The 15,836-nt window shown below is 41.7% G+C and carries 16 protein-coding genes, 2 tRNA genes and 1 rRNA gene; 14 read left to right on the top strand and 5 right to left on the bottom strand.

What is annotated here, in order from left to right; translation table 11 throughout:
* The first annotated feature begins 120 nt into the window (after positions 1–120).
* Genes E0H81_RS08705 through trpB form a run of 5 tightly spaced genes read left to right on the top strand, consistent with a single transcriptional unit; the run spans position 121 to position 4,163 of the window.
* Positions 121–429 (top strand): YcgL domain-containing protein, encoded by a 309-nt coding sequence (locus tag E0H81_RS08705; protein WP_131318358.1) that lies wholly within the window; start codon positions 121–123, stop codon positions 427–429.
* Between the two features lie 21 nt (positions 430–450).
* The gene (locus E0H81_RS08700) at positions 451–834 is read left to right on the top strand and encodes a hypothetical protein (protein ID WP_131318221.1); all 384 of its coding nucleotides are present in this window, start codon (positions 451–453) and stop codon (positions 832–834) included.
* 21 nt (positions 835–855) lie between these two features.
* Positions 856–1,707, top strand: coding sequence for an AAA family ATPase (locus E0H81_RS08695; RefSeq protein ID WP_131266395.1), 852 nt, complete (start codon positions 856–858; stop codon positions 1,705–1,707).
* A gap of 13 nt (positions 1,708–1,720) precedes the next feature.
* Complete coding sequence (locus E0H81_RS08690; RefSeq protein ID WP_131318219.1) at positions 1,721–2,908, top strand: vWA domain-containing protein; 1,188 nt, start codon at positions 1,721–1,723, stop codon at positions 2,906–2,908.
* 46 nt (positions 2,909–2,954) lie between these two features.
* On the top strand, positions 2,955–4,163 hold the full coding sequence (gene trpB, locus E0H81_RS08685; protein ID WP_131318217.1) for a tryptophan synthase subunit beta: 1,209 nt from the start codon (positions 2,955–2,957) through the stop codon (positions 4,161–4,163).
* Between the two features lie 151 nt (positions 4,164–4,314).
* Here trpB and E0H81_RS08680 read toward each other — a convergent pair whose 3' ends face one another.
* The 3 genes from E0H81_RS08680 to E0H81_RS08670 form a co-directional block, all read right to left on the bottom strand.
* Complete coding sequence (locus E0H81_RS08680; RefSeq protein WP_131318215.1) at positions 4,315–4,746, bottom strand: CBS domain-containing protein; 432 nt, start codon at positions 4,744–4,746, stop codon at positions 4,315–4,317.
* 132 nt (positions 4,747–4,878) lie between these two features.
* Positions 4,879–5,253, bottom strand: a complete 375-nt coding sequence (locus tag E0H81_RS08675) for a DUF2750 domain-containing protein (RefSeq protein WP_131266391.1) — start codon at positions 5,251–5,253, stop codon at positions 4,879–4,881.
* Positions 5,254–5,391: 138 nt separating this feature from the next.
* A complete protein-coding gene (locus E0H81_RS08670) occupies positions 5,392–5,625 on the bottom strand; it encodes an SEL1-like repeat protein (RefSeq protein WP_131266390.1) in 234 nt (77 codons plus the stop codon).
* A 224-nt stretch (positions 5,626–5,849) separates the two neighbouring features.
* On the opposite strand from E0H81_RS08670, the gene E0H81_RS08665 reads away from it, so the two are divergent.
* Both E0H81_RS08665 and E0H81_RS08660 read left to right on the top strand, forming a co-directional pair.
* Positions 5,850–6,209 carry a hypothetical protein gene (locus tag E0H81_RS08665; RefSeq protein ID WP_131318213.1) on the top strand — a complete coding sequence of 120 codons (360 nt, stop codon included), beginning with the start codon at positions 5,850–5,852 and terminating at the stop codon, positions 6,207–6,209.
* Between the two features lie 106 nt (positions 6,210–6,315).
* Positions 6,316–6,636, top strand: coding sequence for a hypothetical protein (locus E0H81_RS08660; RefSeq protein ID WP_131318212.1), 321 nt, complete (start codon positions 6,316–6,318; stop codon positions 6,634–6,636).
* Here E0H81_RS08660 and E0H81_RS08655 read toward each other — a convergent pair.
* Both E0H81_RS08655 and E0H81_RS08650 read right to left on the bottom strand, forming a co-directional pair.
* Positions 6,563–8,146 (bottom strand): M16 family metallopeptidase, encoded by a 1,584-nt coding sequence (locus E0H81_RS08655; RefSeq protein ID WP_131318210.1) that lies wholly within the window; start codon positions 8,144–8,146, stop codon positions 6,563–6,565. The two genes, E0H81_RS08660 and E0H81_RS08655, sit on opposite strands and share 74 nt — an antisense overlap.
* A gap of 11 nt (positions 8,147–8,157) precedes the next feature.
* Positions 8,158–9,468, bottom strand: coding sequence for a M16 family metallopeptidase (locus E0H81_RS08650; protein WP_244926525.1), 1,311 nt, complete (start codon positions 9,466–9,468; stop codon positions 8,158–8,160).
* A 253-nt stretch (positions 9,469–9,721) separates the two neighbouring features.
* Here E0H81_RS08650 and ftsY point away from each other — a divergent pair, with 253 nt between their 5' ends.
* The 7 genes from ftsY (at position 9,722) to E0H81_RS08615 (ending at position 15,669) form a co-directional block, all read left to right on the top strand.
* Entirely contained in the window at positions 9,722–10,825 is a 1,104-nt protein-coding gene (gene ftsY, locus E0H81_RS08645) for a signal recognition particle-docking protein FtsY (RefSeq protein WP_131266385.1), read from the top strand.
* Positions 10,826–10,996: 171 nt separating this feature from the next.
* Entirely contained in the window at positions 10,997–11,683 is a 687-nt protein-coding gene (locus tag E0H81_RS08640) for a nitroreductase family protein (protein WP_131318208.1), read from the top strand.
* 198 nt (positions 11,684–11,881) lie between these two features.
* Entirely contained in the window at positions 11,882–12,475 is a 594-nt protein-coding gene (locus E0H81_RS08635; RefSeq protein ID WP_131318206.1) for a nitroreductase family protein, read from the top strand.
* Positions 12,476–12,706: 231 nt separating this feature from the next.
* Positions 12,707–13,384 (top strand): DUF2057 family protein, encoded by a 678-nt coding sequence (locus tag E0H81_RS08630; protein ID WP_131318204.1) that lies wholly within the window; start codon positions 12,707–12,709, stop codon positions 13,382–13,384.
* Positions 13,385–13,872: 488 nt separating this feature from the next.
* Positions 13,873–15,410: ribosomal RNA gene (locus E0H81_RS08625) — 16S ribosomal RNA — on the top strand.
* A 61-nt stretch (positions 15,411–15,471) separates the two neighbouring features.
* Positions 15,472–15,548, top strand: a tRNA-Ile gene (locus E0H81_RS08620).
* 45 nt (positions 15,549–15,593) lie between these two features.
* Positions 15,594–15,669, top strand: a tRNA-Ala gene (locus E0H81_RS08615).
* Positions 15,670–15,836 lie beyond the last annotated feature (167 nt).

The following is a 15,836-nucleotide window of genomic DNA, read 5'->3' as shown; positions in this document are numbered from 1 at the left end:
CAGATTGATTAAAGAATTATCGTTTATACAAAATCAAGACTGATGCGTTAATAATCACTAATGTATCCGTCTTTTTTTTGCTGTATGCTTAAGCCAAGTTTTATGAGTACTGTTTCAACTATGCATTGTTCAATTTTCAAATCTAGCAAAAAAGATGAAATGTATCTTTACATTGCCCGTCCTGAGCCAACTGAAAACGAAGCAGAAGCAGCAAGTCCGCTTGAGGTTTTGCCTGAACCGATGCGTATTGCATTTGGTCGTGCGACTTTTGTGATGGATTTAGAAATCTCTGAGAGCCGTAAATTGGCACGTGTAAATGTGTTGCATGTGATTGATTCAATTCAAACCAAAGGCTTCTTTATTCAAGTGCCACCAGAAGGTTTAATTAATCCTAATCAACCTGCCCCAGAAGGGCTGCGCGGTGCCTAAAGTCGATTCAGGAGTTGCACGATGAATAGTTTTCTTTCACTACTAGATTCAATTCCTGAAGACAGCATCGCTGTCACGGTTTATGTATTGGGAAGCATAATTATTCTTTGGGCGTGGTATGCGATTGCAAAACGCTTGCCTCAACCTTTGGGCGGAATCACGTGGATCATTGGATTTGCGATTTTACTCACGCCTACAGTGTCTGAAGGAAATAATGCTTCCATCGCCCCGGCAATTTTTGGGCTGTTATTTGGCGTTTTAACCAAAGAAACTGTGTTGGTGTGGTCAAATGCTTCCCTTATTTTATTTGTTGTGGGACTGGGTCTGGTGGTTGGCTATTTATGGTCAAGATACACCGCCCACAAAGCAAAAATTGTAGTACGCAAAAATAGTTCACCGCTTTAAATAAAACAATAAGGTTAAATCATGTCTGTGGATACTCAACAATTTTCTGGTACAGATCAGTACATTGCGACTGATAGTTTAAAACTTGCCGTAAAAGCTGCGCGCGCATTGCAAAAACCGCTTTTGGTTAAAGGTGAGCCGGGTACGGGTAAAACCTTACTTGCAGAACAGGTCGCTGAAAGTTTGGGGCTTGAGCTGATTACCTGGCATATCAAGTCAACCACCAAGGCACAGCAAGGTTTGTATGAATACGATGCTGTATCACGCTTGCGTGATAGCCAACTCGGCGATGATCGTGTTTATGATATTAAAAACTATATTAAACCTGGAAAATTGTGGGAAGCGTTCACCCGTGAACAACGCTGTGTATTGTTGATTGATGAAATTGACAAGGCAGACATCGAGTTTCCAAACGACTTGTTGCATGAACTGGACAAAATGTCGTTCTTTGTTTATGAAACAGGGGAAACCATCACCGCGACGCAACGTCCAATCGTGATCATCACTTCAAATAATGAAAAAGAATTGCCGGATGCATTCTTGCGCCGTTGTTTCTTCCATTATATTGAATTCCCTGATGAAGCGACCATGCGCGAGATTATTGATGTGCATTTTCCGCAGGTTTCATCGGCTTTGGTGAACGAAGCTTTGCAAGTTTTCTTTAAACTTCGCCAAATTCCGGGTTTGAAAAAACCACCTTCAACTTCTGAACTGATTGACTGGTTAAGCTTGCTAATGGCAGATGATATGCCTGAAGACGTATTGCGTAATCATGATAAATCCAAAGCAATTCCACCACTGTATGGTGCGTTGATTAAAAACGAGCAAGATGTACAGTTGCTTGAACGTTTAGCCTTTATGTCACGTCGCTAAGGGGGAAACACGCATGTTTGTGCGATTGTTTTATACCTTACGTAAATACGGCATACCGGTATCAACACGTGAACTGATTGACCTGAATGAAGCGGTTGCGTCTGGTCTGGTTTTTGCCGATCAGGACCAGTTCTATCAACTCGCAAAAACCGTCATGGTCAAAGACGAACGTTTCTTTGACAAGTTTGACCGTGCCATGAAAGATTACTTTGATGGCATCTCAACTTTTGATCTGGATGATTTGCTCAATCAGGTGCATAAATTGCCGAAAGACTGGTTCGACCTTGAGCTGATCGAAAAGCACCTGACGCCTGAACAGCGCGAAGAGCTTAAAAAAGTCGGTTCTCTTGAAGAACTGATGAAGATGCTGGAAGAGCGTCTTCGTGAGCAGCACAAGAAGCATCAGGGCGGTAACAAAATGATCGGCACGGGTGGCACATCGCCATTCGGTGCTTATGGAGATCATCCTGAAGGTGTGCGCATTGGTGGACCGGGACGTAAACGTTCAGCGGTTAAAGTATGGGAACAGCGCAAATATCAAAACCTCGATGACGAACAGATTTTAGGTACACGGCAAATGCAAATGGCACTGCGTCGTTTGCGTAAATTTGCCCGACAAGGTGCAGCTGAAGAACTGGATATTAACGGTACGATTCGTGAAACGGCGAAGCAGGGCATTTTAGATGTACAACTGGTGCCTGAACGTCGTAACCGCATTAAAGTGCTGATGTTGTTTGATGTTGGTGGATCAATGGATTCACACATCGCCCAATGTGAAAAACTGTTTAGTGCAGCCAAAACAGAATTTAAAACCTTAGAGTATTTCTATTTCCATAACTGTCTGTACGATTATGTGTGGAAGGACAATATTCGTCGTTCCAACACGCGCATGAACACCTGGGATTTATTTAATACATATGGTCGCGACTATCGGGTAATTGTCGTTGGCGATGCCAGTATGGCACCTTATGAGCTAAGCTCGGCGGGGGGTTCGGTTGAATATATGAATGATGAAGCGGGCAATATCTGGTTGCAGCGTTTACGTCAGCATTTTGAAAAAACTGCATGGCTAAATCCTGAAGAAGACCGTTATTGGCATTACACCCATACCATTGGTCAAATTAAGCAGATTTTTGAAGATCATATGTATCCAATGACCTTGAAAGGTGTGGAAGATATGACAAAGTATTTATCCCGCTAAGCAGAATAAAACTCAACGCACTGGTTTTAAATGAAGGAATTGGAAAATGACTCATCAAATTAATGGTATCCCATTACCCAATGAAGAAGGCTTCTTTGGACAATATGGCGGTCAATTTATTCCACCTCATTTAAAAGAGGCGATGGATGAAATTAATGTGGCGTATGAGCACATTCGCCATACTGCCGAATTTCAAAATGAACTGACAGATTTGTTTGCCAATTATGTCGGTCGTCCAAGCCCATTATTTCATGCGAAGCGTTTGTCGGATCAGTTGGGTGGTGCGCAAATTTACCTGAAACGTGAAGATTTAAACCACACTGGCGCACACAAAATTAACCATTGTTTAGGCGAAGCTTTACTTGCCAAATATATGGGTAAAACTAAAGTTATTGCAGAAACTGGTGCAGGGCAGCATGGCGTTGCTTTGGCGACCGCCTGTGCCTTAGTCGGTATTCCGTGTGAAATTCACATGGGCCAAGTGGATATTGAAAAAGAACATCCAAATGTCGTGAAAATGAAAATTTTGGGTGCAACCCTGATTTCTGTCACACGCGGCACGGCAACCTTAAAAGATGCAGTAGACAGCGCGTTTGAGGAATACCTAAAAGATCCGAAAAACTTTATCTATGCCATTGGTTCAGTGGTGGGACCACATCCATTCCCGAAAATGGTGCGTGATTTCCAGTCCATTATTGGTGATGAAATTAAAGTTCAAACCCATGACCGTTTCGGTTCGAATCCAGATTACATCGTGGCTTGTGTCGGTGGTGGTTCAAATGCAATGGGTGCTTTCACCGCATTTTTAAATGAATCCGATGTGAAACTTGTGGGTGTGGAACCTGCAGGACATGGTCTGGATACCAATATGCATTCTGCAACCTTGACTTTGGGCAAACCGAGTCAGCTGCATGGCATGGCGTGTTATGTGCTTGAAGATGAGCAGGGTGAACCTTTACCCGTACATTCAATTGCTTCTGGCCTGGATTATCCGGGCGTAGGTCCACAGCACAGCTTCCTGAAAGACTTGGGTCGTGTGGAATACTCCACCGCAACAGATCAGGAATGTCTGGATGCCTTTATGACATTGTCACGTGTAGAAGGCATTGTACCTGCGCTAGAAAGTTCACATGCTGTAGCATGGGCGATACGTGAAGCACCTCAAATGGAAAATGATGTAAAAATCGTGGTGAACTTATCCGGTCGTGGTGATAAAGACTCGGATTATGTGGCGCAAAAATTAGGCTTGAACTAGCTCATATTTCCTGCCTTTTTAAGCGGAAGCTTAGGATGAGGTAATTTGACCTCTCCCAAACCCTCTCCTAAAAGGAGATGGCTTAACGCCTAATATAGCTCATATAAAAAAACCTCTCGTTTCGAGAGGTTTTTTTATTGGATTTAAGCGTTTAACTGGCAATATATTGTTGCAGCTGATCAATGAGTTTACGCTGATCATCCATGACGGCTTTGACTAAGTCTCCAATTGAGATCAAGCCGATGAGTCTGTCATTTTCAACAACAGGAAGATGACGTAAATGGCGATCTGTCATCAGATCTAGGCAAGCTTCAACACTGGTTGATTTGGTCACGGTTAATACTTTTGCAGTCATAATTTCCTGCACTGCAGTTTCTTTAGAGGTACGTTCCATTAACATCACTTTGCGCGTGTAATCACGCTCAGAAAGAATACCAACTACTTTATCCTGGTCAGTGACCACAACTGCGCCAATGCCTTTATTTGCCATAAGTGAAATCGCTTCAAGTACAGTCGCTTCTGGACTAATGGTAAAGGTGGTATGTTCAATTTTGTCCTGAAGAACTTGTGCTACATTGGTCATTTATTATCATCCTTTGTTGTTTTGTTCTTTGACATTAAACTTAGCGCGAAATCAGAAAAATGCAAACACTTTTCAATTCAGAAACTTAATTTTACATTTCTCTGTTTTTCGCTTTAGCTGTTTGCACAACTGTTAAGCAGGCTGTAAAGATTCAGAGAAGAAAAAATGACGCATTTGTTGAGTGGTCAATTTAAATTTTCGACTTGAAGAATTACATAAAGCAGGGGTGACTTTTAAGCGCGTCAATGTCGGCAATAAAGATTCCTGGAAATCCTGAGGTGTGATTTTACGAGGAGTATAGTCTGGCCAATGTAGCTCGGCATATTTATGCGCTTGAACACTGTTAAGCCAAAATGGAAAAATGAAGTCTTCATGGTCAGACATCATGGCCCAGCCTTGTTGGTGATATAAACCCCAGAGTACACCGCAGTACATCATTGACTTTAAAAGCGTGATTTTAAAGAACAAGTCTTTAGGAATAGGGTGTAAAGATTTAATTCGATTCATACCAAAAGCATCTAGTGACTTCAGCAGCTATTGTAGGAAATTTAGATGAAAGTTATGTGTAAGCTTTGACAAACAATGTAAGAAAATATGTATTTAAAAACAATAGGCATTAAAAAACGCCACCTGGGTGACGTTTTATTATGCTTGCATGGTGGCTAAATTCTGCCAATACTGCGCTTTTAGCGAGTCTCGTTCTACGCGAAAACCTTGATAATAAAGTTCTGCCAAGAATAATGCTGCTTTACCATGCCCAGCACGAGCGACTTCTTCCAATTTTTGAACCGCATCTGCAAAATTCATTTGAGATTGAATCGTATTTACTGCATCTGCATATACATGTTCTAAATCTTGAGGAGAGAGTTGTTGAATCATATTAAACTCCTTATTGTAATTATGATTGCTAAGGTCAGACTTCTATATTCGTCTTTATACTAATTTAACTTGGTATTGTTAAAGTAATATTACAACGAAGATAAATTGTCAAACAATATATGTGGGTTTTTCGGGTTAATTCAAGTTTACATGATTAAACAATGCACAAAATGATTTTTTATTAAGATGGATGTACGGAAACTCTTAAGTATAAGGAGAATAACATGACAAAAACATTAGATGGTTTGAATTTTGATTTGCCTCCAACAGAAGCTCAAATTGTTGAGCTCGCTCATCAACATCGCAAAAATTTAGACGAAGCAGTTTTTCATCAAGAAATTCATCTGGGTAATTTTTGTTTGGCTCAGCGCAAGAGAGTTTATGATTTTACCCGTCAGCTGGATATACAACAACGGGAACAATTTTATGATGTTTATAATGGCGAGTTAATGCGTGTCGCGGATGATGATGAGCTGCATCCAGCTGATTCAGAAAGAGGTGTCGGGGTTTTTGCAATTGCGGTGGTCTTGGCCATTATTGCAATGGTGCTTTACTTTGCCGTAATCAGAAACGTAGTGGGATAAGCAGTTGACAATTGCTCAATTTCTGGCACAAGTGCTTTGAAATTGAGCAAATCTGCTTGTACTTATTTTTAACGCGCCATACACTACCTTGAGTTCGAGGTAGGTTATGCATATTGCTATACAAAAAATTGTTCAATTAAAATCTGAAATAAAGTTTGAAAATGTTTATAACGTGCTCATTGTTGCGATTATCGCCATTATATTAATCCTTGCCCTTATTGCCTTGCATCGACCAATTTCAGTTACCCAGTTTGAAAATATTGTAAAACTTTCCTCTCAGGCCAATTATCCTGATACTCAAGAAATGGCTTTGCAGTTGATGCAGCAGCCGCAGGTTCCTTACGGTCAATACTTTAAATTGATGCAGGCGCATCAGTTGGAAATGACACGGGCACATCAACTCCCTCCTTTGCAGGCGGAACAGTAATCGTTTTAGGGATTTGTTCGATTGAAGGTGCTGGAAGCTTAGGTGCATCTGGAAGCAGATTTTGATTGAGAGTAGTTTCCAAAGCCTGTTTATCTAATTTTTCATTGACCACGATGATGGTCAAACGTTCAGGATGCAGATGTTTGCGGATTGCATTTTGGATATCTTGTGCAGTCATTTTTTCTAATAATTTGGGATATTCATTTAAATAATCAGCTGTTTGGTTGTAAAAACCTATTGAGCCTAACTGGGCATTAATATTGGCATTGCTACTATAATTATTTGGAAACGCGCGTAACATTCCCGCCTTGGTTTCTTCCAGCTGTTTTTGCTCAATCGGTTGCTGAACAAAATTGACTAAAGCCTGATGAGCAACTTGTATGCTGTCGAGCAGTTGGTCTTGTCGGGTTGAGTAACTAAAACTAAAAGTACCCGGCACCTGGCTAAATGAAAAAGAGCTATACGCCCCATAAGTGTAGCCGCGTTTAACCCGTAGCTCTTTCATCAATACAGAATTAAAGCCACTTCCACCCAACATCTGATTGGCAACTTCCAAAGCTAAACGATCTGGATCAAATCGTGTGGTGCCTAAATGCCCCATCATCACATGCGCCTGGCTAGAATTAAAGGCTATGTGGCGGATATCAAAAGCCGATTTTTCGAGTGGCTGAGCCAAGGGTTTGGCTTTTTCGCCCTGTTTTAAATTGCCAGCAATGCGTTCAGAAAGTTGTAGTGCTTCTTTGGCGCTGAGTTGGCCGGTAATGGCGATATTCAGATTCTGTGCCACCAAGAATTGGTCACTAAACTGTTTCAGTTGTACTGGGGTAATTTTACTGATGCTACGTTGTGTTCCGCTAATCGGTTCTGCATAGGGATGTTTTCCATATAGCGCTCGATAAAACTGAACACTCATCATCCGGCTCGGACTTTCCTTAATTTGCTTCTGACCCACTTGGGTATTGCTTAAGACCAGATTAATACTGGATTTTTTAAAGGTCGAATGATTTAAAACTTCCATCATCATGGCTAAAGCCGGCTCAAGTTTTTTAGGGTCAGAGAGCACCCTTAGTTTTACAACAAACATATCCCGATAAGCTTGAGCACTAAATTTAGCCCCCACGCGTTCAAAAGCACTAGCAATATCATTAGCAGTATATTGTTCTGTGCCTTCGTCAATCAGCTTTGCGGCCATATTGGCAATACCATACAAACCTGGAGCAACCTCTTCATCTCGCGCGGCACCCGCATTAAAGGTGAGTTGAATATCGATCATAGGCAGATCTTTTGACTCTACAAACAGGCTGCGGACTTTATAGCGATTCTTCAGTTCATGAACGTAAGGGGCATTAAATTGAAGTTGCTGGTGATTGATTTTCAGACTTTGTAATAGGGGAATCGAGCTTAAATGAGCCGGATTGGCATCGCTCATGCTAGTTAAATCTACTTCGGCAACTACAGATTGGGCAGCAATAATAGAACCGAGTAAAACAAGAGGGCGTAGCTTCGACATGTATAATTCCATTATTGTGCTTTGTTTTCGGGAGAAAGATATAAGGTGCTGAGATTGTCGCGGCTAAAATAAATATTCGCTACGCGCTGAATATCTTGGGGAGTGACTGTTTCAAAATGCTTTGGCAGTTCATCCATCAAGCGAAAACTTAGACCATTGATCTCCAGATTGCCGATCATTTTGGTTTGACCTGCAATATCGTCCTGGCTATAGACTAAATTGGATACGAATTTAGCCGTCACGCGTTCAACTTCTTCGGGTTTAATCAGTTCGGTTTTTAATAAATCAATTTCATTTTGAATGGCTTTTTCAGCTTCTTGCAAACTCACGCCATCAACAGGCAATGCAGAAATACTGAGCAAGCTGTCTCCACGACTATAGGGATCGTAAGAAACGCTAATCGCCGTTAAAACTTTCTTGTCACGGACCAGTCGGTCTTGTAGCCGGGAGGAAATTCCGCTGTCTAATAAATTTTTAATAATCGTCAGCGCATAAGCATCCTGTGGATTTTTGGCCGTTACCAGTGAGCGGACATTCCAGGCCATAAATAAATTCGGCACTTGTACCGGTAGGTTGAGTTCCATATGCCGGTAACCGACACGATCAAATTCCAGAACATCATTTCTAGCCGGTATTTTTCTGGCCGGGATATCACCAAAATACTTTTGTACTTGTAGTAAGGCATTCTCAGAATCCACATCGCCGACAATAATCAAGATGGCATTATTCGGGATATACCAATCGCGATACCATTTTTTGACATCTTCAAGCTGAATGTTTTGAAGATTTTTCATGTGCCCAATCACGGGCTGTCGATAATGACTGGTGGGATAAGCAATCCATTTGAATCGTTCAAATGCAAGTGATCTTGGATTGTCATCTGTGCGTAAGCGCCGTTCTTCCATCACCACTTTCATTTCCGGATCAAAATCTTGCTGACGTAACAGCAGATTACTCATGCGATCCGCTTCAAGTTCCAATGCCATCGGCAAATAGGTTTTTGGGTAAAGCTGATAATAATTGGTGTAGTTGGTGAAAGTTGAGGCATTCACGCGGCCGCCATAAATACGGCTTAAGCGGGTAAATTCGTCATTGGGAACTTTACTGGTTCCTTTAAACATCATATGTTCCAGAACATGGGAAATGCCCAATAAATTCCCTGATTCATCACTACTTCCGACACCATACCAAATTTGCGTCATCACCATGGGTGAGCGATGGTCTTCGCGAATAATCACTTTTAAGCCATTTTTAAGCGTGGTTTCAAAGGTGGTGCGTGCTAACTCACTGCGTGTCTCGGCATGAACCCATCCACTTTGCATACAGAGCAAAGCCAAGCCCATGGGTAAAATATGTTTTTTAAAAAAAGACAGCTTTGGAAAAAGTGAGACATAAATTTTGAGCACAATATTTACCAAAGTGATTCATTGTATTTATGATTATTTTTAAGAAATTCCTGTTTGAAAGCAAGGCGGAGTTGTTCGTTTTTGGTGTGTTGTACGTCTACTGGGGATTGCAAAGGAAATCTATGCTAGAATCCTTGTTTTTCAACGCAATGCTTTTCAAGGATTCGGCATGCAACAGCAATCTAATGGGCAAAATAAATTTTTGATTGATGCTGATATCGGGGATGACGATGTCACTTTACCGAATTTACCTGCGGTAAATGTACCTATTGTTGAAACTCCAAAACAAGAACAAGCAACTGTTTCTGCGCCTGTAGCCACAGAAACTGAGCAAGATGATGCATCTAAGAGCGGTTTTTTTAGCCGCATGAAAGTGGGCTTAACCAAAACCCGTAAAAACCTTGCAGATGGCATGGTGAATATTCTGATCGGTGGTAAAGAAATCGATGATGAATTATTAGAGGAAGTGGAAGAGCAATTACTGGTTGCAGATATTGGTGTTGAGGCAACGAAAACCATTATTGCCAATTTAACCGAGCGTACCACGCGTGGTGATTTGATCTATTCACATTCATTGTATAAAGCTTTGCAAGAAGAGTTGGTGGCGATCCTTGCCCCACGTGTCAAGCCTTTACACATTGACCCAAATAAAGCGCCGTTCGTTATTTTGGTGGTGGGCGTTAATGGTGTGGGGAAAACCACGACCATAGGCAAACTGGCAAAACGTTTACAGGGTGAAGGCAAGAAAGTAATGCTGGCAGCGGGCGATACATTCCGTGCTGCAGCAACAGAACAGCTTCAAATTTGGGGTGACCGCAATAATATTGCAGTGGTATCACAAGGTCATGGCGCGGATAGTGCGTCAGTGATTTTTGATGCTTTTGAAAGTGCGCGTGCTAAAGGTGTTGATGTTTTGATTGCCGATACCGCAGGACGTTTACATAATAAAAGTCACTTGATGCAAGAGCTGACCAAAGTTAAGCGTGTGATGCAAAAAATTGATGCAACTGCACCGCATGAAATCATGTTGGTGGTGGATGCAGGTACAGGTCAAAATGCGATTAATCAGGTCGAAATGTTTGATGAAGCCGTTGGCCTGACTGGACTGACCATTACCAAACTTGATGGTACGGCTAAGGGTGGTGTGCTGTTTAATATTGCCAGTCGTACCCATGTGCCAATTCGTTTTATTGGTGTGGGTGAAAAAATCGACGATTTACGTCCGTTTTCAGCAAAATCTTTTGTTGCAGCACTATTTGAAACAGAAAAGTAAAATGCTTGATGTTTCACATAAACTCCGCCAAGTGCGGAGTTTGTTGTTTTTAAGCTAATTGTTTGATTTAAAAAACAACATCTAAAAATAACTTATGCAAAGAAGTCTTCAGGAAACGATTAGAATCAAAGGCTATTAAAAGCTTTGGTATTGGTATTGGGGAGTACTGCTGTGGCATTGTTGGAAAAAATTGGTCATGTCCTGACGGCAGATATCACCAAAGATTTTAAGCTTAAAAAACGCGTTGCTGAAGAAATACACCAACTCACTTTTGTTGATCATTTGAAAAAACGCCGTAGCATCTATGTGCTCGGGAAAAAAGTTCATTATAGTCAAGCCTACTTGGCAGAACTCATCCAGGCAGCCGTACGAAGTTGTCCATCTGCCTTAAATTCTCAAAGTTCACGCGTTGTGGTGTTATTTGGTGAGTCTCATGAAAAATTTTGGGATATTGTCAAAGAAGTACAACGAAAATTAGTCGCGGGGCATGTTTTTGCCGGCACAGAGATGAAGATAGAACAATGTGCCGCAGGTTTCGGTACGGTTCTTTTTTATGAAGATCAGCAAACCATTCAGCGATTACAAAAGAAGATCCCGTTCAATGCGGATGATTTTCCAGTCTGGTCAGAACAGACTTCAGGCATGGCACAATATGCAGTATGGACGGCTTTAGCGGATTCGGGTATTGGCGCTTGCCTGCAACACTATAACCCGAGTATAGATTCAGCAGTTGCCGACTATTTTAAAATAGACGCATCCTGGCTGCTTCGAGCGCAACTGGTTTTTGGCTCCATTGAGCAAGATGCTGAGCTTAAACATTACCAACAAGATGGAGAGCGATTTAGAATATTGGTCTAATCCATGCTATGAACAAATAAAGCACTTGTTATAGGTGCTTTTTCTTTTTTAAATCCGCATAAAATTCAAAAAGCCTTTCATCAAACTGTTCTATAAATAAAACGCAATGTCACTTTTTTAGTCATGTACTCATCATAGAATTAACCTAAGATTAATCCATCCTAATAATGTTTAACAAAAACCAGAGGGAATTAAATCATGTCATTTCTAGAGCAAATTAAACAACGCCGTAGCATTTACTCAATCGGTAAAAATGTTCCATTGGCACAAGAAAAAATCGAAGAAATCATCAAAGATGCTGTGCGCAATAGTCCATCTGCTTTTAATTCACAAACATCGCGAGTGGTTACTTTATATGGTGATTCACATAGTAAATTTTGGAATATTGTGCGTGAAACACTCCGTAAAATGGTGCCAGCAGATGCTTTTGAAAAAACTGATACAAAAATTAATAGTTTTGCAGCCGGTTATGGCACCGTTTTATTTTTTGAAGATCAAGAGGTTGTAAAATCATTGCAAAAACAATTTGCTTCATATGCCGATCATTTCCCTGTATGGTCAGAACACTCAAGCGCTATTGCGCAGTTTGCGGTATGGACAGCATTGGCAGAGCAACATATCGGGGCTTCATTACAGCATTATCATCCTGTAATTGATGATGAGGTTGCAGAGACTTTTGATATTCCTAAAAACTGGAAATTACGTGCTCAATTGGTGTTTGGCTCAATCGAAGCACCTGCGGGAGAAAAGACATTTATGGATGATAAAGAGCGGTTTAAGAAATTTGACTAAATTTTTCTTAATTTAAAGTTGTTCTTAATTTTTAAGTTATAAAGAGCGTTATTTAACGCTCTTTTTTATGGCTCGAAAAAAGACTTTAATATTTATATCTATGAAGTTGCAAAGCTTATCTCAACAAAGTCTTGAACATGCTGGTGTATTGAAAATAGCTTTGTCATAAAATCGTCATTGATATATTGCATAGTGCAATTTAATTTTAACAATGAAAAAAGAGAAAGCAGAATGGCTTTAAGATTAACTTTTGCTGCAGCTGCATTAATGATCAGTGGTGCTGCATTTTCGGCAGTGACAATTACCGCACCTGAAGAAATTAAAATTGTTGCAGTAAATGATCAGGAAGTTAATACAGGATTATTCCGCTCGGCGAATAATCAATATAAAGTCGCTGCAGGTGAAAGTCTGATAAGTGTTCGTTACACCCAATATTTTGAACATCTGAATGGTGAACACGATATTGTGAAGTCTGGTGTAGTGACGCTAAAAACTCCATTGTTAAAAGAGGGTGAAAATTACCGATTAGATTTAGTAAATGCACCAGCAAGTTTTGAAGCTGCAAAAAAATATGCGGAACAACCTATTATTGCTTTGGTGGATAACAACAAACAAATACTGGTTCAGCAAAGTGGTGCAAATACAGAGCAAAAACCTTGGTTGGGACAAGGCATCTTTGCAAAAGCCACAGATTTAACGCAAAAAAAATCTACACCAGTGAATCAGCCAGCGCCAGTTTATACACAAGCAGCAGTTATTTCGGGTGCTGCTTTACCAGCGAGCTTAAATTCTAGCGTATCAACTCATTTTGCAAATACCGCAGATCAGCAACTGATTCAGCTGTGGAAAAATTCGAATAAAGCCGAACGTCAAAAATTTATGGCTTGGTTGGCTGAACAAGCAAACTAATTCATGGGTTCATTCATTTAAAGAAAAAACTAGCCAAAGCTGGTTTTTCTTTTTTTGAGAGGAGTAAGAGATTGGAATTTGTGTTTAGGGATAAGAAAAAATAGGGAAAGAACCTTGAAAAGTGAGAAAAACAGCATTTTGGTTTAAAAAATAAACAGTCAGTTCTGTTTTTAAGTTATTTTGATAAATAGGGGTTGCGCGGCTTGAGAAACTGTATAGAATACGCAGCATCCCGACGCGATACAGCAAACGAACTGAGCTGATTTGGTTAAGTTGTTTATTTTGTTGCGTTGAAACTTGTCTCTGACGAAGAGCAAGGTAGATCATTAAGAGATTATGAAGAACAACTTGTGTGGATTTTTACTGGTTGATCGATCGAAATTATTTTCATTGATTGATGGTAGAAATGACTCGAAGTTTATTTGAGAAATATTTGTCAGAAAATTGATGAGCCAAGATTGGTGCCCTTTAAGGCACTAAGCAATATTAAACTGAAGAGTTTGATCATGGCTCAGATTGAACGCTGGCGGCAGGCTTAACACATGCAAGTCGAGCGGGGAAAAGTAGCTTGCTACTTTACCTAGCGGCGGACGGGTGAGTAATGCTTAGGAATCTGCCTATTAGTGGGGGACAACATTTCGAAAGGAATGCTAATACCGCATACGTCCTACGGGAGAAAGCAGGGGACCTTCGGGCCTTGCGCTAATAGATGAGCCTAAGTCGGATTAGCTAGTTGGTGGGGTAAAGGCCTACCAAGGCGACGATCTGTAGCGGGTCTGAGAGGATGATCCGCCACACTGGGACTGAGACACGGCCCAGACTCCTACGGGAGGCAGCAGTGGGGAATATTGGACAATGGGGGCAACCCTGATCCAGCCATGCCGCGTGTGTGAAGAAGGCCTTTTGGTTGTAAAGCACTTTAAGCGAGGAGGAGGCTACTTAGATTAATACTCTGAGATAGTGGACGTTACTCGCAGAATAAGCACCGGCTAACTCTGTGCCAGCAGCCGCGGTAATACAGAGGGTGCAAGCGTTAATCGGATTTACTGGGCGTAAAGCGTGCGTAGGTGGCCAATTAAGTCAAATGTGAAATCCCCGAGCTTAACTTGGGAATTGCATTCGATACTGGTTGGCTAGAGTATGGGAGAGGATGGTAGAATTCCAGGTGTAGCGGTGAAATGCGTAGAGATCTGGAGGAATACCGATGGCGAAGGCAGCCATCTGGCCTAATACTGACACTGAGGTACGAAAGCATGGGGAGCAAACAGGATTAGATACCCTGGTAGTCCATGCCGTAAACGATGTCTACTAGCCGTTGGGGTCTTTGAGACTTTAGTGGCGCAGCTAACGCGATAAGTAGACCGCCTGGGGAGTACGGTCGCAAGACTAAAACTCAAATGAATTGACGGGGGCCCGCACAAGCGGTGGAGCATGTGGTTTAATTCGATGCAACGCGAAGAACCTTACCTGGTCTTGACATAGTAAGAACTTTCCAGAGATGGATTGGTGCCTTCGGGAACTTACATACAGGTGCTGCATGGCTGTCGTCAGCTCGTGTCGTGAGATGTTGGGTTAAGTCCCGCAACGAGCGCAACCCTTTTCCTTATTTGCCAGCGGGTTAAGCCGGGAACTTTAAGGATACTGCCAGTGACAAACTGGAGGAAGGCGGGGACGACGTCAAGTCATCATGGCCCTTACGACCAGGGCTACACACGTGCTACAATGGTCGGTACAAAGGGTTGCTACCTAGCGATAGGATGCTAATCTCAAAAAGCCGATCGTAGTCCGGATTGGAGTCTGCAACTCGACTCCATGAAGTCGGAATCGCTAGTAATCGCGGATCAGAATGCCGCGGTGAATACGTTCCCGGGCCTTGTACACACCGCCCGTCACACCATGGGAGTTTGTTGCACCAGAAGTAGGTAGTCTAACCGCAAGGAGGACGCTTACCACGGTGTGGCCGATGACTGGGGTGAAGTCGTAACAAGGTAGCCGTAGGGGAACCTGCGGCTGGATCACCTCCTTAACGAAAGATTGACGATCGGTAAGAATCCACAACAAGTTGTTCTTCATAAAGATGTATCTGAGGGTCTGTAGCTCAGTTGGTTAGAGCACACGCTTGATAAGCGTGGGGTCACAAGTTCAAGTCTTGTCAGACCCACCACTATCTGACTACAGAAGAAAAGATACATCGATCTAATGATAAGCTGGGGACTTAGCTTAGTTGGTAGAGCGCCTGCTTTGCACGCAGGAGGTCAACGGTTCGACTCCGTTAGTCTCCACCATATATTAAGCTGAGAAATTATAGAATTTAGTGAACTGTTTAAGTTTATTAAGTTCTGTGATTTATCACAGTGTTTTAAACCTGACCTGACGAAGGCAAGTTTATTCATTAACAGATTGGCAAATTTGAGTTGAAATAATTGTTTAACTCAGAACTGAATTGAATTTA

This window comes from Acinetobacter terrestris (assembly GCF_004331155.1).
In the GTDB taxonomy this organism is placed as follows: domain Bacteria; phylum Pseudomonadota; class Gammaproteobacteria; order Pseudomonadales; family Moraxellaceae; genus Acinetobacter; species Acinetobacter terrestris.
Note: the sequence above shows the minus strand (reverse complement) of the source record. Positions and strands in the feature narration are given on the sequence as shown.

Bases quoted from the DNA above. Each gene is read 5' to 3' on its own strand.
- E0H81_RS08705 (WP_131318358.1), top strand. From the start codon at position 121: ATGCATTGTTCAATTTTCAAATCTAGCAAAAAAGATGAAATGTATCTT.
- E0H81_RS08700 (WP_131318221.1), top strand. From the start codon at position 451: ATGAATAGTTTTCTTTCACTACTAGATTCAATTCCTGAAGACAGCATC.
- E0H81_RS08695 (WP_131266395.1), top strand. From the start codon at position 856: ATGTCTGTGGATACTCAACAATTTTCTGGTACAGATCAGTACATTGCG.
- E0H81_RS08690 (WP_131318219.1), top strand. From the start codon at position 1,721: ATGTTTGTGCGATTGTTTTATACCTTACGTAAATACGGCATACCGGTA.
- trpB (WP_131318217.1), top strand. From the start codon at position 2,955: ATGACTCATCAAATTAATGGTATCCCATTACCCAATGAAGAAGGCTTC.
- E0H81_RS08680 (WP_131318215.1), bottom strand. From the start codon at position 4,746: ATGACCAATGTAGCACAAGTTCTTCAGGACAAAATTGAACATACCACC.
- E0H81_RS08675 (WP_131266391.1), bottom strand. From the start codon at position 5,253: ATGAATCGAATTAAATCTTTACACCCTATTCCTAAAGACTTGTTCTTT.
- E0H81_RS08670 (WP_131266390.1), bottom strand. From the start codon at position 5,625: ATGATTCAACAACTCTCTCCTCAAGATTTAGAACATGTATATGCAGAT.
- E0H81_RS08665 (WP_131318213.1), top strand. From the start codon at position 5,850: ATGACAAAAACATTAGATGGTTTGAATTTTGATTTGCCTCCAACAGAA.
- E0H81_RS08660 (WP_131318212.1), top strand. From the start codon at position 6,316: ATGCATATTGCTATACAAAAAATTGTTCAATTAAAATCTGAAATAAAG.
- E0H81_RS08655 (WP_131318210.1), bottom strand. From the start codon at position 8,146: ATGTCGAAGCTACGCCCTCTTGTTTTACTCGGTTCTATTATTGCTGCC.
- E0H81_RS08650 (WP_244926525.1), bottom strand. From the start codon at position 9,468: ATGCAAAGTGGATGGGTTCATGCCGAGACACGCAGTGAGTTAGCACGC.
- ftsY (WP_131266385.1), top strand. From the start codon at position 9,722: ATGCAACAGCAATCTAATGGGCAAAATAAATTTTTGATTGATGCTGAT.
- E0H81_RS08635 (WP_131318206.1), top strand. From the start codon at position 11,882: ATGTCATTTCTAGAGCAAATTAAACAACGCCGTAGCATTTACTCAATC.
- E0H81_RS08630 (WP_131318204.1), top strand. From the start codon at position 12,707: ATGGCTTTAAGATTAACTTTTGCTGCAGCTGCATTAATGATCAGTGGT.